The sequence below is a fragment of the Mesorhizobium sp. AR10 genome (assembly GCF_024746795.1).
Classification (GTDB): Bacteria; Pseudomonadota; Alphaproteobacteria; order Rhizobiales; family Rhizobiaceae; genus Mesorhizobium.
Genome location: NZ_CP080524.1, coordinates 63,201 through 79,906 on the forward strand (window position 1 = coordinate 63,201; position 16,706 = coordinate 79,906).

12 protein-coding genes and 1 pseudogene are annotated in these 16,706 nt (G+C 60.6%); 2 read left to right on the forward strand and 11 right to left on the reverse strand.

The window, feature by feature from the left end:
• Positions 1-66: 66 nt before the first annotated feature.
• The 4 genes from LHFGNBLO_RS03825 to LHFGNBLO_RS03840 form a co-directional block, all read right to left on the reverse strand.
• Positions 67-1,476, reverse strand: coding sequence for an MFS transporter (locus LHFGNBLO_RS03825; RefSeq protein WP_319944207.1), 1,410 nt, complete (start codon positions 1,474-1,476; stop codon positions 67-69).
• 453 nt (positions 1,477-1,929) lie between these two features.
• Entirely contained in the window at positions 1,930-2,484 is a 555-nt protein-coding gene (locus LHFGNBLO_RS03830) for a helix-turn-helix domain-containing protein (RefSeq protein WP_258604508.1), read from the reverse strand.
• 272 nt (positions 2,485-2,756) lie between these two features.
• A complete protein-coding gene (locus tag LHFGNBLO_RS03835; protein ID WP_258604509.1) occupies positions 2,757-2,885 on the reverse strand; it encodes a hypothetical protein in 129 nt (42 codons plus the stop codon).
• Between the two features lie 244 nt (positions 2,886-3,129).
• Positions 3,130-3,687 carry a hypothetical protein gene (locus tag LHFGNBLO_RS03840; protein ID WP_258604511.1) on the reverse strand — a complete coding sequence of 186 codons (558 nt, stop codon included), beginning with the start codon at positions 3,685-3,687 and terminating at the stop codon, positions 3,130-3,132.
• Positions 3,688-4,013: 326 nt separating this feature from the next.
• Here LHFGNBLO_RS03840 and LHFGNBLO_RS03845 point away from each other — a divergent pair, with 326 nt between their 5' ends.
• On the forward strand, positions 4,014-4,676 hold the full coding sequence (locus tag LHFGNBLO_RS03845; RefSeq protein WP_258604512.1) for an alpha/beta fold hydrolase: 663 nt from the start codon (positions 4,014-4,016) through the stop codon (positions 4,674-4,676).
• Complete coding sequence (locus LHFGNBLO_RS03850) at positions 4,615-5,082, forward strand: hypothetical protein (protein WP_258604514.1); 468 nt, start codon at positions 4,615-4,617, stop codon at positions 5,080-5,082. The genes LHFGNBLO_RS03845 and LHFGNBLO_RS03850 overlap by 62 nt, the downstream gene beginning before the upstream one ends.
• A gap of 390 nt (positions 5,083-5,472) precedes the next feature.
• On the opposite strand, the gene LHFGNBLO_RS03855 is transcribed toward LHFGNBLO_RS03850, so the two are convergent.
• The 7 genes and pseudogenes from LHFGNBLO_RS03855 to LHFGNBLO_RS03885 all read right to left on the reverse strand — a co-directional run bounded on the left by LHFGNBLO_RS03855 (position 5,473) and on the right by LHFGNBLO_RS03885 (position 16,677).
• The gene (locus LHFGNBLO_RS03855) at positions 5,473-10,929 is read right to left on the reverse strand and encodes an AAA family ATPase (RefSeq protein ID WP_258604517.1); all 5,457 of its coding nucleotides are present in this window, start codon (positions 10,927-10,929) and stop codon (positions 5,473-5,475) included.
• On the reverse strand, positions 10,926-11,549 hold the full coding sequence (locus LHFGNBLO_RS03860) for a zinc-binding dehydrogenase (RefSeq protein ID WP_258604519.1): 624 nt from the start codon (positions 11,547-11,549) through the stop codon (positions 10,926-10,928). Before LHFGNBLO_RS03860 ends, LHFGNBLO_RS03855 begins: the two co-directional genes overlap by 4 nt.
• Positions 11,527-11,874, reverse strand: coding sequence for an alcohol dehydrogenase catalytic domain-containing protein (locus LHFGNBLO_RS03865; protein WP_258604521.1), 348 nt, complete (start codon positions 11,872-11,874; stop codon positions 11,527-11,529). Before LHFGNBLO_RS03865 ends, LHFGNBLO_RS03860 begins: the two co-directional genes overlap by 23 nt.
• Before the next feature lie 106 nt (positions 11,875-11,980).
• A pseudogene (locus tag LHFGNBLO_RS03870) lies at positions 11,981-12,279 on the reverse strand (amidohydrolase); the annotation flags it as partial.
• Positions 12,280-12,348: 69 nt separating this feature from the next.
• The gene (locus tag LHFGNBLO_RS03875) at positions 12,349-12,705 is read right to left on the reverse strand and encodes a hypothetical protein (RefSeq protein WP_258604523.1); all 357 of its coding nucleotides are present in this window, start codon (positions 12,703-12,705) and stop codon (positions 12,349-12,351) included.
• A 493-nt stretch (positions 12,706-13,198) separates the two neighbouring features.
• The gene (locus LHFGNBLO_RS03880; RefSeq protein WP_258604525.1) at positions 13,199-14,500 is read right to left on the reverse strand and encodes a c-type cytochrome; all 1,302 of its coding nucleotides are present in this window, start codon (positions 14,498-14,500) and stop codon (positions 13,199-13,201) included.
• Positions 14,497-16,677 carry a xanthine dehydrogenase family protein molybdopterin-binding subunit gene (locus LHFGNBLO_RS03885; protein WP_258604526.1) on the reverse strand — a complete coding sequence of 727 codons (2,181 nt, stop codon included), beginning with the start codon at positions 16,675-16,677 and terminating at the stop codon, positions 14,497-14,499. Before LHFGNBLO_RS03885 ends, LHFGNBLO_RS03880 begins: the two co-directional genes overlap by 4 nt.
• Positions 16,678-16,706 lie beyond the last annotated feature (29 nt).

The window sequence follows — 16,706 nt, forward strand, 5'->3', positions numbered from 1 at the left end:
CTGGTCCAGTTGTGAGAGTGGCATGGAGTCTCCTTATGAAGGCTTTACAGGATGAGGGTGGAGGGACTATCCGACCGCGCCGCGCGGCAAGGTTCGGTCGAACACGACGAAAACGAGGAGGATCGCGGACATTGCGGTCATGACCATAGCCAGGGTGTGGAAGCCGTGATCCGTTGGATGCGAGCCGAACATTACACCGAGCAGGCTCGCCGCGCCGATCGCACCGAAATAGGTGAAGGTTCGCTGCAGACCGGCGGCCACGCCCATCTCCGAGGCCGGAGCTTGGAGGAAGATCGCGGTCTGGGTGGGGCTGGCGGTCATCCCCAGCGGCATGCCGATGAACATGACCGCGGCCGCGAGCAGCCAAACGGGCGTGTCGCTGTGCAGGAACAACAGGCTTACGCAGCCGACCAATCCTCCTCCCGCGCCGATGATGAACGGAGCGCGCAGGCCTTTCGTGCGAGCGCCGAGCAGCGAACATGCCGCGGCCATGACCGACATCGGCAACGTCACCAGGCCCGCGGCGGCCGGGGAATAGTGGGCGCTGCTCTCGAGCCATTGCGCGAAACCGTACATAATGCAGTAGGGGATCAGCAGGATCAGGGTGACGCGCAGAAAAGTGACCGTGAGTGGGATATTGGTTGTGAACATCCGCACATCGATGAAGGGCTGCTCGCGTCGCAGCGAATGAAACCAGAACAACGTCCAGAACAGAGCCGATATCGGCAGGACCCACCACATTGGTTGATCGAGGTTCATCAGAAAGACCATCAGCGACAGGAGCGCCGCCGCAAACAGCGTGACGCCGGCCATGTCGATCTCCCTTGCGAGGTCTGACAGCCCGGCGACTCGCGGGGGATCTCTCGGCACCCAAAGCAGCACCAGGATAGCGGTGAGAAGGGCCAGAGGCACATTGACGGTGAAGATAGCGTGCCACCCAAACGCGCCGGTGATAAAGCCGCCAAGGATCGGGCCAAAGGCCTGCGTCGAGATGGCGGCCAGCGACAGAATGCCCATAGCCGTCCGCGGCGGCGCTTTGCCGAGCTTGTCGGCTCGGGAACGAAATATCCGCATGGCCGAGGGATAGGCACCAGATGTGCCGATCCCGAGCAGTACACGCACCGCAACCAGCGCCCAAAGCGAAGGCGCGATCGCACCACCGATGCCGGCAAGAGCGACGAGCATGAGCGAAATCAGGTAGATGCGGCGAGGACCGAAGAGATCGGCGAGCCGGCCCATGGTTGGTTGGGCGACGGCGCTGGTGAGGTACAGACCTGCGATCAGCCATCCTGTCTGGGCCACGCTTGCATCGAAGTCAGCCGCAATCGGCGCAAGAGCCGTCGAGATCATCGTTGAATTGATCGGGTTCAGCGTGGAACCCAGAGCGAGAGGCAGGACGAACGTCAGGCCGAAATCCGGGCTTGCTCCCTGCGCTGGCTGGGCGATGGCGGGTACGACATTAGCCATGGCTAGCATCCAGGCTTTGCCGCTGCCAAGGCGGGCTTGTCCAACGACGCCCGAGCGGCAGGCCTCGTAGCTCCAACTTTTCCACCCTCGGCCGAGGGTGGTGTTGATCGAACATCAAAAGCATTCATCTCTCCAGTTCAGTCCGGACGGAGCCTAAGTCGTCACTCCTAAGCGTCGGAGAAGACGCCATTCGAGTGCGCGCTCCAACTGATGGCAGCTCACGGAGGGCTGGCCACCCGAAAGGAGACTGCGCCTCTGTCAAGCTTGCCAACGCGTTGGCGACATGCGTCACTCGAGGCAGTCTATTTGAGTCGGTATATAACTAATATTTGAGCATGCGTCAACTAATTGCCTGACAGTCCTGATGCTTCACGAAAGCGACGGGAAACCACGCGGGCGACTCGCTCCGCAGAAGCAACGCAGCAAGCGCATCACGTCATGATTGTGTTTCTCCTGCGCCGGTCAGCGGCGGCACATGGAATCGCGCTCACGCCGCCAGTTGCCCGGGCTTTGGCCAAAGGCATCCCTGAAGAGCTTGGACAAATGTGCCTGGTCGGAGAACCCGACGGTGAGAGCGATTTCGCTCAGCGCAGACGAGCTGGTCAACATCAGGTGACAGGCTTCCTCGAGCCGTCGCCTCACGATGTAGGCGTGCGGCGGTTCTCCGAACGCTTGTTTGAACGAGCGTGAGAAGTGCGCCGTGCTCAGCCGCGCAACGGCACTCAGGTCACTCGCGTGGATCGTTCGGTGCAGGTTCCGGTCGATGAAGCAGCGGACACGCGCTATCTGCCAACCCGCTAATCCACCCGTTCTGGAGCCCGTGGCGCCCGAACGGCGCTCGATCTCCAACTGGAGCATGGATGACGCGACGGCCAGCGATGTCTTTGCTGCCTCCCGGTCATGCTCGAGCTCGCTTCTGGCTGCTTCAAGGAGCAACACGAGGCTGTTTGCCAGGGAACCAAACTCGAGATCGATTCGAGCCGAGACGTCTGCGGCCTCGCTGTATGGCCTGTCCATATCCAACCCTCGACAGTATCCCTTGCCAGAAGGCGGAGAGGAGAGCGCAGCCCATGCGAGTACGACCTCCCACCGATGGTAGCTCTCCGCTGCCGTTGCCGCCCCTAAAGGCCGCGGAGGAGGCTGGTCGGCCGCCAAGCTTGCCAACACCTTAGCAAAATGCCGCATCCACGGCAATATTATTTGAGTGCGAATATAAATAATATTTGAGCCAGAGATCATCTAATTGGGCGTTCGATACTCTTGATGCTGGACGGAAGTCGACAGACGCGTCATTCCGCCGCTTCCTGCCTTCGGCGCGGCGGCAGGTCGAGCGGCAGCCGGCATTCGGCATCGCCGATATAGTCTCGCGTCAGTGGCACCGCGTCGACCGATTTGGCCACCTGGACCTGGAACACCATGTGACCGCCCCGGCGGAACGCGACCTCCGAGGCCGACAGATAGAAATACCATATGTGGCAGAAACGCTGATCATAGAGAGCCCGGATCTGGTCGCCAATCCGTCGCGTCTATGATCGCGGACGCCCCGCTCCCGCTAAGCTAAGGCGAGCCAGTTTCATAGTATCTTCGTCCTCTCAAAGGGGGAGTGGCCCGTGCCCTCTGCCCCTGAGAGCGCTTCGCCGACGCTAATCCGGTCCCGTCCGGTCACACCCGGTCAAGCCCGCCGCGCATCCTCGCCTGCGCCCGGCGCCCGATGCTGGCCGCGAAAAGCGGCGTCTCGCGACGATTATGGTCGCTGCTTGCTTCCTGCCGCGCCTGCGCGGCACCTTTGAGCGTCAGGCCATGCTCTTTCAAGAAATCGATGAACGCATCGGTCGGGTGCGAGGTCACGCGATTGGTGTACAGTGTTCGGCCATCGCTCGTGGGCTCGGCGATCAACTCCCAGACCACGTTTATCTGGGTCCGGCCATTGGCTGAGAACACATCCGAGATCGAGTTCATCCGGCAATATGACTTGTTGGCCTCGTCGGCCACATAATGCTGCACGACGAGCCCTGTGCCGATCATCTCCACATTGATCGACATGCAACGACCGTCGTCCGTCGTCGTGGTGCCCGCGCCGATATGGTCAGGCACGCAACAGCGCTGATACTCGGCCTCCGAAAGCGTGAAGAGCCATTCGGCGATGTCGATCTGTTCGATCGGCACGTCGATTTCGGCGGAATACGCCGATTGGGAGAGAATCTCGTCCAGAATTTTCATGGGATCCCTTCGATCATTGGGCGTGCGCGAGGAGCGCGCGATAGAGTGGCAAAGCGCAGTGATCGCTAACGGGTAAGCGAGACGCCCGCCCGGGTATTGGCGGATTGGACCATTTCTTGGATATCCCTCGCGACTCGGATCATCGCCATGCTCACCGCCCGACGGGCTCACGCAGATGCAATCGCCGGCCTTCCGTCCCAAGCCGCTCGGGATTCAATCAAGATCGGACAAAAGGTAGCAGTTTCAGCCAATCGATATCCGCGTCCGTGTGAGAAAAACTCCCGCAATGGCCGGACCAACCTCCCAGCGGAGGACATGGATCGAATATGATTGCAATCGCCAGTCACACGCCGCTCCGCGCAAATGGGATTCGCCAGAACTTCATCGACGCCGGTGCCAGCGCGCCGGTTGTGCTCCTGCATGGCTTTCCTGAAATCAACTACGCCTGGCGCAATCAGATCCCGGTGCTCGGCGAATTGTATCGCATCATCGCCCCTGATCTTCGCGGCTATGGCGAGACCGACAAGCCTGCGGGCGGATATGACAAGCGCACCATGGCAAGGGACCTCGTCGCGCCGCTCGACGGGCTCGGCCTGGGCAAGATCGCGCTCGTCGGCCATGATCGCGGCGCGCGCGTAGCGACCCGTTTCGCCAAGGACTATCCCGAGCGGGTCGACCGGCTGGTGGTCATGGACAACGTGCCCACGCGCATTGTCGCGCGCGAAATCAATGCCGAGATCGCCAAGGCCCATTGGTTTTTCCTCTTCCACCTCGTGCCCGATCTTCCCGAGACGCTGATCGCTGGCAAGGAAGAGCAGTGGCTGCGCTGGTTCTTCTCGGACTGGGCCTATGATCCGGCGGCGATCTCGGGCGACGCCTTCGACACCTATGTGCGCCTATCGCGCGCCTGGCGCCGTGCGCGGCGCCATGGGCGACTACCGGGCCAATGCCCAGGACCTCGCACAGGACGAGGAAGACGCAGACATTAAATCGCATGCCCGACGCTGGGGTGCGAATTTCGGCGCGGCAGGGAAGATGTTCGACGTGCCCAAAGTGTGGGCCGAGATGGCTGACAATCTTCGCGCAGTGCCGATCGAGCGTTGCGGCCACCCCCCATCTTTTGATCTTCATCATGCAGGCGGCCAATACGGGCTGACCGGCGGATCGACGCCGGACGGCGACGTCTTTGATCGCGAGATCGTGATCGTCAGCACGGCGGCTTCAGGGCATCCAGTTGATCCGGAATGGCGAGCAGGTGATCTGCCCGCCTGGGATCACGCCTGTTCGAACTGGAAGACGTCGTCGCGCAAGTCGGCCGGGGACTGCATTCCCGGATCGGATCGTGATTCCGGAAGACATCGACCGCATCAGCCCGAAACGGTCCAAGGCCTATGAGCGGTTTCCGTGCCAGACCACGGCCGGGCATCCCATGCATCGGCGCGTCGGTCCTGGGCGGCACCTGCAACAATTCCGGGCGCGCCCTTATCCACCGGGATCGAGGCAGACGGGACGGTCTGACTGATCAATCAGCCTGACATGGGTCCTGAAACCATGCTTGCCCGGCTGGACACAGGAATCGGCGAGGAATACATCGTCGACGATCCGGAGCGCGTGTGCTCCGATCATAGCTACCATGACCATGTTCGTTAGGTCGACGCCGACACGCCGGCGAGTTTCAACAATGCTCCGCACCATCTCTTCGAGGCGGCCGGTAGCGGCAGGCACGTTGTTGTGTTGGCGATGCGCCTGGACACCTGACGGCCACGCCTTTCTGCGTCGGCCGGGTCACGACCGGACCTCTGGATGCGACGGCAAGGCGACGTGAAACGTCGCGCCAGGCCCGGCATTGCGCGAGGCCCACAATTTCCCGCCGTGCGCGTCAATGATCGAGCGGCAGATCGACAGCCCCATCCCCAAACCACCAGGCTTCGTTGTGTAGAAGGCCTCGAAAACGTGCTCGAGAGTCTCCGGCGCCAGTCCCGGACCCGAGTCTCGCACCCCCACGAGCACGCCGCCCGGGTCAGCCTTCCGGCTGCTGACCAGCAACTCTCGCGTCTCGTCGCTGGCACCGCTCATAGCCTCGACGGCATTCACGATCAAATTGAGGATCACTTGTTGCAGCTGTACCCGGTCGCCCTCAATGAGCGGCAAACCGTCCGCCAGGTCTGCCTGCATTGAGATGCCGTTCTTGACCGATTCGCCGCGGGTGAGCTCAATCACTTCGCGGATACCCGCGTTGATGTCCCAGCACTCTTTCCGGGGCGGCACCTTCTTGATGTGATCTCGCATCCGGTCGATGATGTCTGCCGCTCGATCGGCATCGCCTACAACGCAGCCGAGCGCTTCCCTGACTTCGCCCAGATCTGGCGGATTTTTGTCCATAAAAATCAGGGCAGCACACGCGTTGTTGCGTGCTGCGGCGATCGGTTGTTTGACCTCATGGGTGATGGAGGCCGAGAGCTGACCCATGGTGGCGACGCGGTTGGCGTGCGCGAGCTCCATTTGCACCTCGCGGAAGGCCTGTTCGGCGCGCTTACGCTCGGTCAGATCGAGCACGAACGCCACACCCTGATCTCGTTGTTCGTCGAACGCGGCCGAGCCGATTAGCACGGGCACCCGGCTGCCGTCCTCGCGCACGTACTCGCTTTCATAGGGTTGGACCGCCCCGGTCGTGTCCATTCTCTCCAGTGCGCTGGCGGTTCTGTTGCGCCATTCCGGCGGCGTCAAATCGGTCCAGCGCATGTTGCCCGCGGCGAGATCCTCTCGGTCGTATCCCACCATCTTGAGGAACGCGTCGTTAGCTTCGATGATTTCACCCTTCCGACTCGAGATGAAAATCCCGATAATGTTAGCGTCGACCAAGCGCCGGATTTTCGCCTCGCGTTCTGCGACATCACTGTACAATCGGGCGTTCTCCAGTGCGATTGCCGCCTGTGAGGCGAGCAGCTTCAGCACCGCGATCCGCGCCGGCGTGAACACATGCGACGCCAGGCAATTTTCGAGATACAGCACGCCAATCAACTCGGCCTGTTTCAGCAATGGCAGGCAAAGAAGCGACCGTGCCAGTTTGCGACCTATGTATTCATCTTCGGCAAACGCGTTCGCCCCGCAGGCGTCATCCATGATCACTTGGCCCTGAGTGCGGATGACTTGCTCAAGGATCAGGACGGGCAATTCCGATGGCGTCACCGGCGTTCCGAGAAGACGGACCCTGATGCCATCGCGACCGCTCCTCGCTTCCGCCTCGATGTGGTATTGGTCGCCGTGCGGAAGAATCAGCAGGCTGCGGTCGGCCCCCGCATGCTCGACGGCAATAACCATCAGCCTCTCGATCAGCTTCTCGAGGACGATCTCGCCGGCCACGGCCTGCGACATCTTGATGACCGTGGCGAGATCGAACTGCTCGACAGGCGTCTCGATGGTCGGCCTCGGCGCCAATGGGGTTTGTAGTCGGACTCGGGGGTGGCTCTGGTCGAGCTGTGTGACCTTAGCCAGGGCTCCCCAGCGGGCGTAGCAGTCGCGGGCCTCGTCCAAATAGGTATCTGCCACTTTTTCGAGACCGCGCACGCGGTAGAAACGAGCTGCCAATTCGCTGGCGAGCGCCTGATCCTGGAGAAAGCCGCGCTCCGCAGCCGAGCGGACTGCCTGCTCGTACAGCCGCATGGCCTCGATGTCTCGCCCTTCCAGGCGTGCCCATTCCGCCGATATCAGGACGTGTTTATGCGCGAACGTCGCCGGGGAGCTCTCCGCCCATCGCTGAAACGATGCCAGGTGTTCGATGAGATCCTTGCGAAGCTCTGCCCGTCTCTCGGGCGAGGCCGCTTCAAAGACCGCGGCCATAGCGAGAGAATGATAGAAGCAGTAATCCATCGACTGAAGATTGAGACGCGCCGACCAGAGAATCGGCTCCGCCTTGGCGGCAAACTCCAGGGCTCTCTCCGCGTTGCCCAGCAAGAACTGCCGCTGCAATTGCAGGATCCAGTGAAAGCAGGCAACGAGAGGAACGCCGCCCCGGACCACCCGCGCTTCGAGCGCCGCCTCGTCGAGGGGCGCACCGCTCCCCACTCCGCCGCGAAGGCTTTGCACGAAACCCTGGATGCTCAAAATGACCAGCTGGCCGAACTTGTATTTGCGGACGAAATCCAGCGCGCCTGCCGACTCGAGCCACACTTGGTCGAGAGGATCGCCGCGCGCCATCAGATCGGTGAGGCGATGTTGACGGTTGAAGCAGGCGTAAACCATCTCGCCGGTTTCCCCGACGGATCGGATCGCCGCCTCAAGGCAGGTCAGAGCGTCTTCGATTGGACGAGTCCAGAGGACCGCCATTTGCATGAGGAAGTGTGCGCCCGCCTTTTGCGCGGTGAACTCGTATCGTTCGGCAACCGCGACCGCCAACCGTGCAAATGACTCCCCGTCTGCGAAGCGATGGAACGTCGGACCAAGGACTATGGCGACCGCACCATAGCCGATCGCGGCATACTCGCTTGTGCCGTAGCGACAGGTCAGCTTGACCATCCAGCAGGAAATCATCTGGTACAGGTCAAGGTCAACGTGATAGGCTAAATTGCCCAAGCCACTGAAGAGCTTCATGACCGCCCGCATCTCCGGGTCGTCCATCATCGGCAGATCGACCATGCTCTCGATCGGACGCTCCCCGAGGGTCCGGCACATCTCCTCGTATACTTCTCGCATTTGTTCCGGTGTAGGAGAGTCCGGTATGTCGACGCCGAACATTCGCAGGCATTCGAGTGCCGTGCGGATCGCCGGAGCGTAGTTGCCTTGCCTCAATTGAAGAAGCATGCGCAAACGACAAACCTCAGCATGATCGATCTTAGATCGCGCCTTTATGAGTAGCTCCTCCACGAGTCCCGCTGCCTCCTCCAGGTTCGAGCTAAGGATCTCGCATTCCGCCCGTTCCAGGAACAGGTTCAACGTCAAGTCATAGGATCTTTGCCACCCGTCGTCCGACAGAACGGCGATGCCGGCTGCGAGGTAGGTGGAGGCCGCAGCATAAGCGGTCGAAGCTTTCGCCTTGCGCCCTGCAACAAAATTGAGTTCGGCCGCGCGCACCTTCTCGGGCCACTCGGAAATGAGCGCTGAGCCCAGGTTCAGCTGGTTGACGAGGTCGTAGATCTTCTCCGCGATCCTCTCCTGCAGGGTCTCCGCGATAAGGAGGCGTGCGATCCGCAGATGGAGTTCGGCGCGACCTTCCGGCGGAATGAGCGCATAGGCGGCTTCCTGAACTCGATCATGAAAGAACCAGTAGCTTCCCTCGCGGGGGATGGCGGCTCCGGCGTGGATCGCCTCACGAAAACTTGCATGCATCGCTTCGTCAGATTCGCTGCATAGCTTTGACAAGGTCGCGAAGTCAGCGTGATTACCCAGGCAGGCGAGCACTTTCAACGCTTCTTGTGCCTCCGGAGCAAGACGGCGCAACCTCCCGATCACCAGGTCCGCCGGATTGTCGCTGAACCCCTTGTCGACGATAGCGTCCAAACCCCACGTCCACGACCGCGAGTGCGTATCGAACTTGACGAGCCGTTCTTCGGCTAGGCTGGTGAGGAACTGCCCGGCGAAAAAGGGATTGCCGCCGCTTCTCTTGTGCACCAGCTCAGCGAACGGGCGCATCTCGTCGGAAGCACGCCGCATGGTGTCGCACAGCAATTGGTTAATGTCGTCGACTGAGAGCGGGCCGAGGATGATCTGGTCGACTCTCGCACCGGCTTGGCGCAGGTCCCCCAGCTTGAGCATCAACGGATGTGCCGAGTCGATCTCATTGTCGCGATACGCGCCGATTACCAACAGGTGCCGCGTGTCGGGATGGAGGAGGAGATATTCGATGAGTGTCAGCGTCGCCGGATCGAGCCATTGCAGGTCATCGACGAAAATGACGAGCGGATGTTCCGCCCTCGCGCATACGCCGACGAACCGCTGAAATACGGTCTGAAACCGCAGTTGGGCGTCGACTGGCGAGAGGACTGCCACGGTCGGCTGTGGGCCGATTAGTCGAACGAGGTTGGGAATGAGGTCGGTCAGCAGACGGCCCTGGTTCCCGACAGCCTCCCTGATCGCGTCTCGCCAGCGGGCGATGTCGTCCGCGTGGCCGTTCAACAGCTGTTGAATCAGTCCCTGAAACGCCTGAGCCAGGGTCGCATGGGGGGTATCGCGTAGGCGCTGATCGAATTTTCCGGAAATGAAGATGCCGCAAGGCAGTACGATGACCTTGTGCAACTCGTTGACGACCGACGACTTGCCGATGCCAGAGTAGCCGGAGACCAGAACGAGCTCCGAACCGCCATGCTTCACGACGCGGTCGAAGGCAGCGAGCAGGGTGGCGATCTCGCCCTCGCGTCCGTAGAGTTTCTCCGGGATCATCAGCCGGCCCGACGCGTCTTGCAGACCAAGCGGAAACGGGTCGATCCGTCCGAACGACTCCCAGGCAGTCAGGCACTTGCGGAGATCCGCCTCGACGCCTGCTGCGGTCTGGTAGCGCTCCTCGGCTGTCTTTGCGAGAAGCTTCATGACGATCATCGAGAGTGGAGCCGGCATCGCGCTTGCAAGCTCGCTTGGCGGGACGGGCTCTCGCGCGATGTGACAGTGGATCAACTCGATTGGGTCAGCGGCGGTGAAGGGGAGCTGCCCGGTCAACATTTCGTAGAAGGTTACACCCAGGGCATAGAGATCGCTGCGGGAGTCCACCGAGCGGTTCATCCGGCCGGTCTGTTCCGGCGCCATGTAGGCGAGCGTGCCGGCGATCACCTCGGGAGGCGTGGGTGGCTGATGCTCGCGCGGCTGACGTGAGGCGATGCCGAAGCCAGTGAGCCAGACGCCGCCACTTGCGACGTCCACCAGGATGTTGGCCGGCTTGAGGTTCTTGTGGATCAGCCCGCGTAAATGCACCTGGCCGACTGCAGCCGCGAGCGGGATCGCGATGCGCACGAACTGCAGCAGATCCATCGGCTGGCCGAGCAGTTGATCGAGGGGCTGGCCGCCGGGGTCCGCGAGCACCAACGCTATGCGGCCGTCGTGACGGGACAAGTCTAGCGGCCGGACAGCCCAGTCGGCATCTAGCTCGCCCTTGAGCTCATGTTCATGTTCGAGCTGCTTGAGAGACTCACGCGCGGAGTATTCCCCGATGGGCGCGACCAGCAGGATCGGGTCCAAGCCGTCGCCGCAGCCGCGGGAGAGTGTGAACTCGCCTCCCCGCAACGCCGAGAATACATAGCCCGAAAGCTCCGTCACAACGGCCTCCTGTCAGCCCCCTTTGGCGCCGGTCCCGGAACCGGCGCCTTCAAGATCAGGCCGTGATGAAGGCCAACAGATCGGGATTGATGACGTCCGCATGGGTGGTGCACATGCCGTGCGGACATCGATCCCGTAAGGTCTACCTTTAGCGTGTCAACACCCAAGAGCCGGCTTTCGTTGTGATAGAAATCGAGCAGATCGAAGCTCACCTCCCGCTGGCCAGTCGAAGCAATTTCGATCAGCCTGCCCAGGTGAGCGAGGCTGTTGACGGCGCTACGGAACATGATGCCGCCAACGAGATCGAACACGACATCGGCGCCCTTGCCGTCGATGGCTACGCGAACCTCGGCCGCCAAGTCAGCCACATCGATGATCAGCTTCTCCGCGATGGTATGGATCGGCGCGTCCGGATGCGGCGTGCGCTTATCGGCGCCAATCGCGCGCGCGCCAATTCGCCGGGCGATTTGGGCTGCTGCACTTCCGACACCGCCCCCGGCACCGATCAGCAGCGCGATTTCCCCCTCCTTTAGGTCCGCCGCTTCGACGAGACCGCACCAGGCGGCAAGGAAATTGACGCCCACCGATGCCGCCTGATCAAAGCTGAGCGCGTCGGGCATTCGGCGCAAGCTCCCCACCGGCGCCGCAATCATCTCCGCGTGCGTCCCATCGCGCGTAAAAGCCCACATCACCGCCAGCGCCCCAAACCTTGGCTCCGATCCATTCGACCGGACCTCGTTCGACCACACCAGCAAAATCCCGTCCCGGAATGCGCGGCAGCGTCGTCTGCTTCATAGCCCCCGCGACATTTTTCACGTCATTCGGATTGATCGAAGCCGCTAAAATCCGGACCAATGCGGTGCTCTCATCGATGTCCGGTTCGGCCATCTCCGCCAAATCAAGAACCGAGGGGTCGCCAAAGGCCTGGAATCGGATAGCATGCATGGCTGCCCTTTTATCTCGCCAGCTTTGCGTTCTCGCTGAGCAGTCTGCCGGCGAGACTCTGTTCAATCGCAGGGATAGCATTCGTGTTGATGAACGGCTCCGTAGATCAGACGGCCCAACAACTGCAGCCGAGTGCACCGAAAAAAACCTCGAGATCGGACACCGGAGCTTCGAACTCCAGGCGCCAGCATGGTCGTGGCCAAGCAGGCCGCATGCGGATGAACAGCCACAGGAGGCAATGGCGGTTCTTCGGAGCGAGTGCCGTTGGGCGCCGTCCGTGTCGCCCCAGGCGCCGTAGCCGCGGACCGGTGACCCGTATGGCATCGCAGGCGGCACATCGCTCTCATCGAGATCACCCGCGCCATAGACCACCTTACCGCCAACAATGGTGAGTTCCGACGTGAGTGGCATTCAACGGCATGTTCTTCCTTGTCTTCAGCGGATTGGCTTTCGGTGCAGAACACTCACTTGCGCTCATCCCTTCTCTCGATCGCGAGTGTCGGGAGGCTCGTTTTCCGTGAGACGCACTTGATCACGGCTCGAAATTCTCGGCTTGTAAGAAGCGTCCGCGCTTTTGACGTTTCTCCCAGGATTGCTGAGTGTCAGCACAGAGGCTGCTTCGGCGGCGACCGAGGATTGGTTGGTCGAAGTGGATGCGCCAAGCGGTGAGCGATGATCGGTCATTCGGCCGTGATGCGCGAAACCGGGCACCGTTTCGATGATCTGACGGAGCATGTACCTGGTAAGGAACCAGGAATTCTCGTCACTCGGAATCAGATGCCGCTCATCAAACGGCATACGGCGCACAGTTCCTGATTGAATGTCGATCAATTGAGCTCGGACCACAAAATCGCGGCGCGCATGTCTGCTTTCGGCCGCAGAACCTATGTCCGGTTCTGGCGCTACTCGCTCGTTCTGGCAGATGAGCCCAAACCGCAACTTTCCACCACAGTGCATCCCTTAAGAACTCTCTAATGTCTGGCGGGTTGTACTCGTTGACGTTGTGCCTCATTAATTTGAGCCTTGCTTCCGACGTTGTACTGAGTTCGACAGACGGAGGGCTATCTGGAGTGGAGCGCCGAAGAGGCGACCGTTTGAACTGGACCTGCTCTCGTGGTTTCTGGCGTAACTGGAAATCCGGTTGCGCCTGTAGAAGGTGTAGGTCGGCTTGCGGACCCTTAGCGGAGGTCGCTTCCGCCAAGCCGAACTCACGCCCATGACCCAATGCTGCTGTTCCACGGAACCGCTTTGGAGGTCCAACCCAGCTAGATTGGCCCGTTTCTCTCGAAACGGGGCCATCACCGTTGAAGATAAGCCTGTTATCTTATCGCGCTTGCGCCACGTCATTTGGCGTGACTTGGCCCTTCTGATTGCCGAAATGCCCGATCATGTAATTCGCCAACGCCGCAATTTCGGTATCCGAATATGCCTGCGCAAAGGCAGGCATAGCGGTTGTCGCGGTTCCCTCGGGATCGGAACTCCCCTGGAGGACGACACGGACTAGGTTCGAACCTGAAGGGTCGTTCACCGCGTGAGAGCCAAGCAGCGCAGCGCGAGGATTGTTTTGACCGCTACCGTCCCAGCCATGGCAGCTCGCACAGGCACCCTCAAAGATTTTTTCACCGAGGCCGCCGCTTCCCTGCTCGCTTGGCGTCCAGGGTTGGGACGTTTGGGCAGCTGGCACGACAGAACTCACCACGGCGCCCTCATAACTGCTTGGTTGAGCGGGAACTGTCCTGAGATACGAAACGATCGCGTCGATATCAGATCGGGGCAGCTTGCTAAGACTCAAGTCGATCGCCTGACGCATTGCTCCTGCAGCGGGACCGTGGTCATCGGTATGCCCGGTCGAAATATAGGATGCGATGGCATCGTCAGACCAACGGCCGATACCACTCGTCTTATCTGACGTAATGTTCCACGCCTTCCAACCGTCGACTTCGCCGCCGGACAGCGCCTCTCCCTGTTTTCGCTGGAACAACAAGCCACGGGGGGTGTGGCATTCACCGCAATGCGCCAAAGCTTCGACTAGGTACGCACCATTGTTCCACTCTGCGCTCTTTCTGTCGTCGACCTTGAACTGTCCCCACGGCACGAACAGAAGTTTCCAGCCTCTCACCGCCCAGCGCTGGTTAAACGGGAAAGACAAATCGCTGGCGCGAGACCTATTGGAAACTGGTTTGAGCTTTCCCAGGTATGCCTTGATTGCCAGGATGTCGTCCGTCGAAAGCAGGGCATACGAGGTGTAAGGAAAAGCTGGGTAAAGATCTTCTCCGTGCTTCCCGACGCCAGAGCGAACTGCTCTTACAAACTCGGCGTCACTCCAAGAGCCAATCCCGGTATCGTTGTCGGGTGTAATGTTGGGTGAGTAAATCGTCCCGAACGGCAATTTGAATGCCAGCCCACCGGCGAACGGCTGCCCGCCCGGCCCAGTGTGACACGCTTCACAGTCTGCCGCGATCGTCAGATATCTGCCCCGTGCGATAAGGTCAGCGCCATGTGGCTGCGATGCGCTTGCCTCCACGGCCGCAAGGTCGTGGGGCCAAAAGAAGAAGGCAGCCACACCTACGGCAGCAACGACTGCTAGAGAACAAACAACGAAAAGGAAGCGCGACAAGTGTCTCATTGTGCCGCCTGCCCTTCCCGTTCCGATACCGACATCGCTATGGTGTCAGGGACGCGGTTCCCAATCCCTTTCTCTGCCAGCAGAGCGCGATTTACCGGGAGTGACCTAAGACGGACGCCGGTTGCCGCAAAGATAGCGTTCGTCAGAGCAGCTGGGGCAGACACCGTTCCCACTTCCCCGAGGCCGCCAGGGCTTTCGACACTTGGGATGACGAAAACCTCGAACGGAGGTACCTCATTCATACGTATCTGCCGATAGTCATGGAAGTTGCTTTGCTGGACGCGCCCATTTTCAAAGGTGATGCCATTGTGCAGCGCTGCGGACAGTCCGAAGATCGTTCCGCCCTGCAACTGAGCGACGATACCGTCGGGATTGATCGGTACGCCGCAGTCGACAGCGATCGTAGCTTTTTTTAGAAAGACCTCACCGTGCCGGTCGACCTCAACTTCCACAACGAGTGCGGCGAACGTCGAAAAACTGTGATGAAGCGAGACGCCTCGCCCGCACCTCGGGGGCAAAGGCTTACCCCACTCCGACGCCTCTGCAACTTTGTCGAGGACCGCCCTGGCGCGAGCGTTTCCCCTGAGCATTGCGCGGCGGTAAGGGATTGGGTCTTGTCCTGCAGCGAGCGCCAGCTCGTCGATGAAGCTCTCGATGACGAAAACATTGTGCCCCTCGCCAACACCTCGCCACCAGTTCAGATCCACCGGGCTGTCTTGGCGCACCCATTCCCACTTCGCCGAAGGGATTGCGTAGGGCATGTCCATCGATCCGACGAGGGAATCTGGGTCCAATTTTCCGTCGGGCCACGGCTTGCGGTCGTAGTAGGTGCGAACTGTCGAACAGGTAGTGCGATGATGGAAGGCTGCCGGAAGGCGAGTTTCCTTGTCGAGCGTGGCAACGACCTTGTCGTAGTAAGCAGGACGATAGCGGTCATGCATGGTGTCCTGCTCTCGCGTCCATATGATCTTTACTGGGTAGTTGGCCAACTTCCCGAATCGAGCGGCCTGCTGGATGGTGTCGACCGCCAGTCTTCGTCCGAAGCCTCCGCCGATCAAATGCGGATGAACAGCCACTTTCTCCAGCGGCAGGCCGATGATTTCAGCGGCCACCATGCGGGCGATCTCAGGAACCTGCGTGCTGACCCAAATGTCACAGGCATCCGGACGGCAATGGATCGTGGTATTGATCGGCTCCATCGCCGCGTGGGCCAGATAGGGAAGCTCGTAAGTCGCTTCGATGCGAATGCCGCTTGCCAGCACGTCGTCTGGGTTCCCGACAACTTTTCCGACGATTGGAGCTGTGGTGGCGGTCCTTAGTCCGTTCCAGAGATCATCGGACGACATCGAAACGTTCGGGCCGTCGTTCCACTCGACAACGAGGGCGTCCAAGCCCTTCTTAGCAGCCCAATAATTTTCTGCGACGACCGCAACTGCATCTTCAATGCGAAGAACATCCACGACACCAGGAGAGGCCAGCGCTTGACTCTCATCAACCGATTTCACCGAGCCGCCGATGGTCGGACAGATCGTGATTGCGGCGTACCGCATTCCCTCGGCGACGAAGTCGATGCCGAACTTGGCTGCTCCAACGACTTTTTCCGGCGTGTCGACGCGCTTCAGGGGCTTTCCGATGACTTTGAAGTCCTCCGGTTGCTTGAGTGGAACATCGTCGGGTACTTTTTGAGTTCTAGCCGCCAGTGCCAATGAAGCGTAGGTCGCCGTCCTGCCGCTCTTCGTATGGGAGACAACGGCTCGGGCCGCTATGCACTCCGAGGCTGGAACCTGCCACTGCTCAGCGGCAGCATTTATGAGCATAACGCGGGCAGCGGCCCCTGCTGTGCGCAGGGGGCTATAGAATGCGCGAACGGATGTCGATCCGCCCGTGATTTGGCCCTTCAGGATCGCCTGATTGTAGGCCGTCGGATCGGCTGGAGCCAGCGCTACTTCCACCTGATCCAGTCCGACCTCAAGTTCCTCAGCCAGCATCATCGCTTCGGTAGTAGTAATACCCTGCCCCATCTCCGCGCTCGGGACCACGAGAACAATTCGACCGTCAGGAGAGATGCGGATAAAACCATCGGGCACGAAGCCTTCGAAGCCAGTAGCGGCCGCATCTAATGCGCCACTTCTTCCAAGGTCAGCTGCAGGAACAACGGCACGTGCCGGACTCGCCATTGCGAATCCTAGGACCAATGCTCCACCAG

Coding starts and splice junctions, on each gene's coding strand:
- LHFGNBLO_RS03825 (WP_319944207.1), bottom strand. CDS start 1,476: ATGCTAGCCATGGCTAATGTCGTACCCGCCATCGCCCAGCCAGCGCAG.
- LHFGNBLO_RS03830 (WP_258604508.1), bottom strand. CDS start 2,484: ATGGACAGGCCATACAGCGAGGCCGCAGACGTCTCGGCTCGAATCGAT.
- LHFGNBLO_RS03835 (WP_258604509.1), bottom strand. CDS start 2,885: ATGGTGTTCCAGGTCCAGGTGGCCAAATCGGTCGACGCGGTGCCACTG.
- LHFGNBLO_RS03840 (WP_258604511.1), bottom strand. CDS start 3,687: ATGAAAATTCTGGACGAGATTCTCTCCCAATCGGCGTATTCCGCCGAA.
- LHFGNBLO_RS03845 (WP_258604512.1), top strand. CDS start 4,014: ATGATTGCAATCGCCAGTCACACGCCGCTCCGCGCAAATGGGATTCGC.
- LHFGNBLO_RS03850 (WP_258604514.1), top strand. CDS start 4,615: ATGGGCGACTACCGGGCCAATGCCCAGGACCTCGCACAGGACGAGGAA.
- LHFGNBLO_RS03860 (WP_258604519.1), bottom strand. CDS start 11,549: ATGCCCGACGCGCTCAGCTTTGATCAGGCGGCATCGGTGGGCGTCAAT.
- LHFGNBLO_RS03865 (WP_258604521.1), bottom strand. CDS start 11,874: ATGCATGCTATCCGATTCCAGGCCTTTGGCGACCCCTCGGTTCTTGAT.
- LHFGNBLO_RS03880 (WP_258604525.1), bottom strand. CDS start 14,500: ATGAGACACTTGTCGCGCTTCCTTTTCGTTGTTTGTTCTCTAGCAGTC.
- LHFGNBLO_RS03885 (WP_258604526.1), bottom strand. CDS start 16,677: ATGGCGAGTCCGGCACGTGCCGTTGTTCCTGCAGCTGACCTTGGAAGA.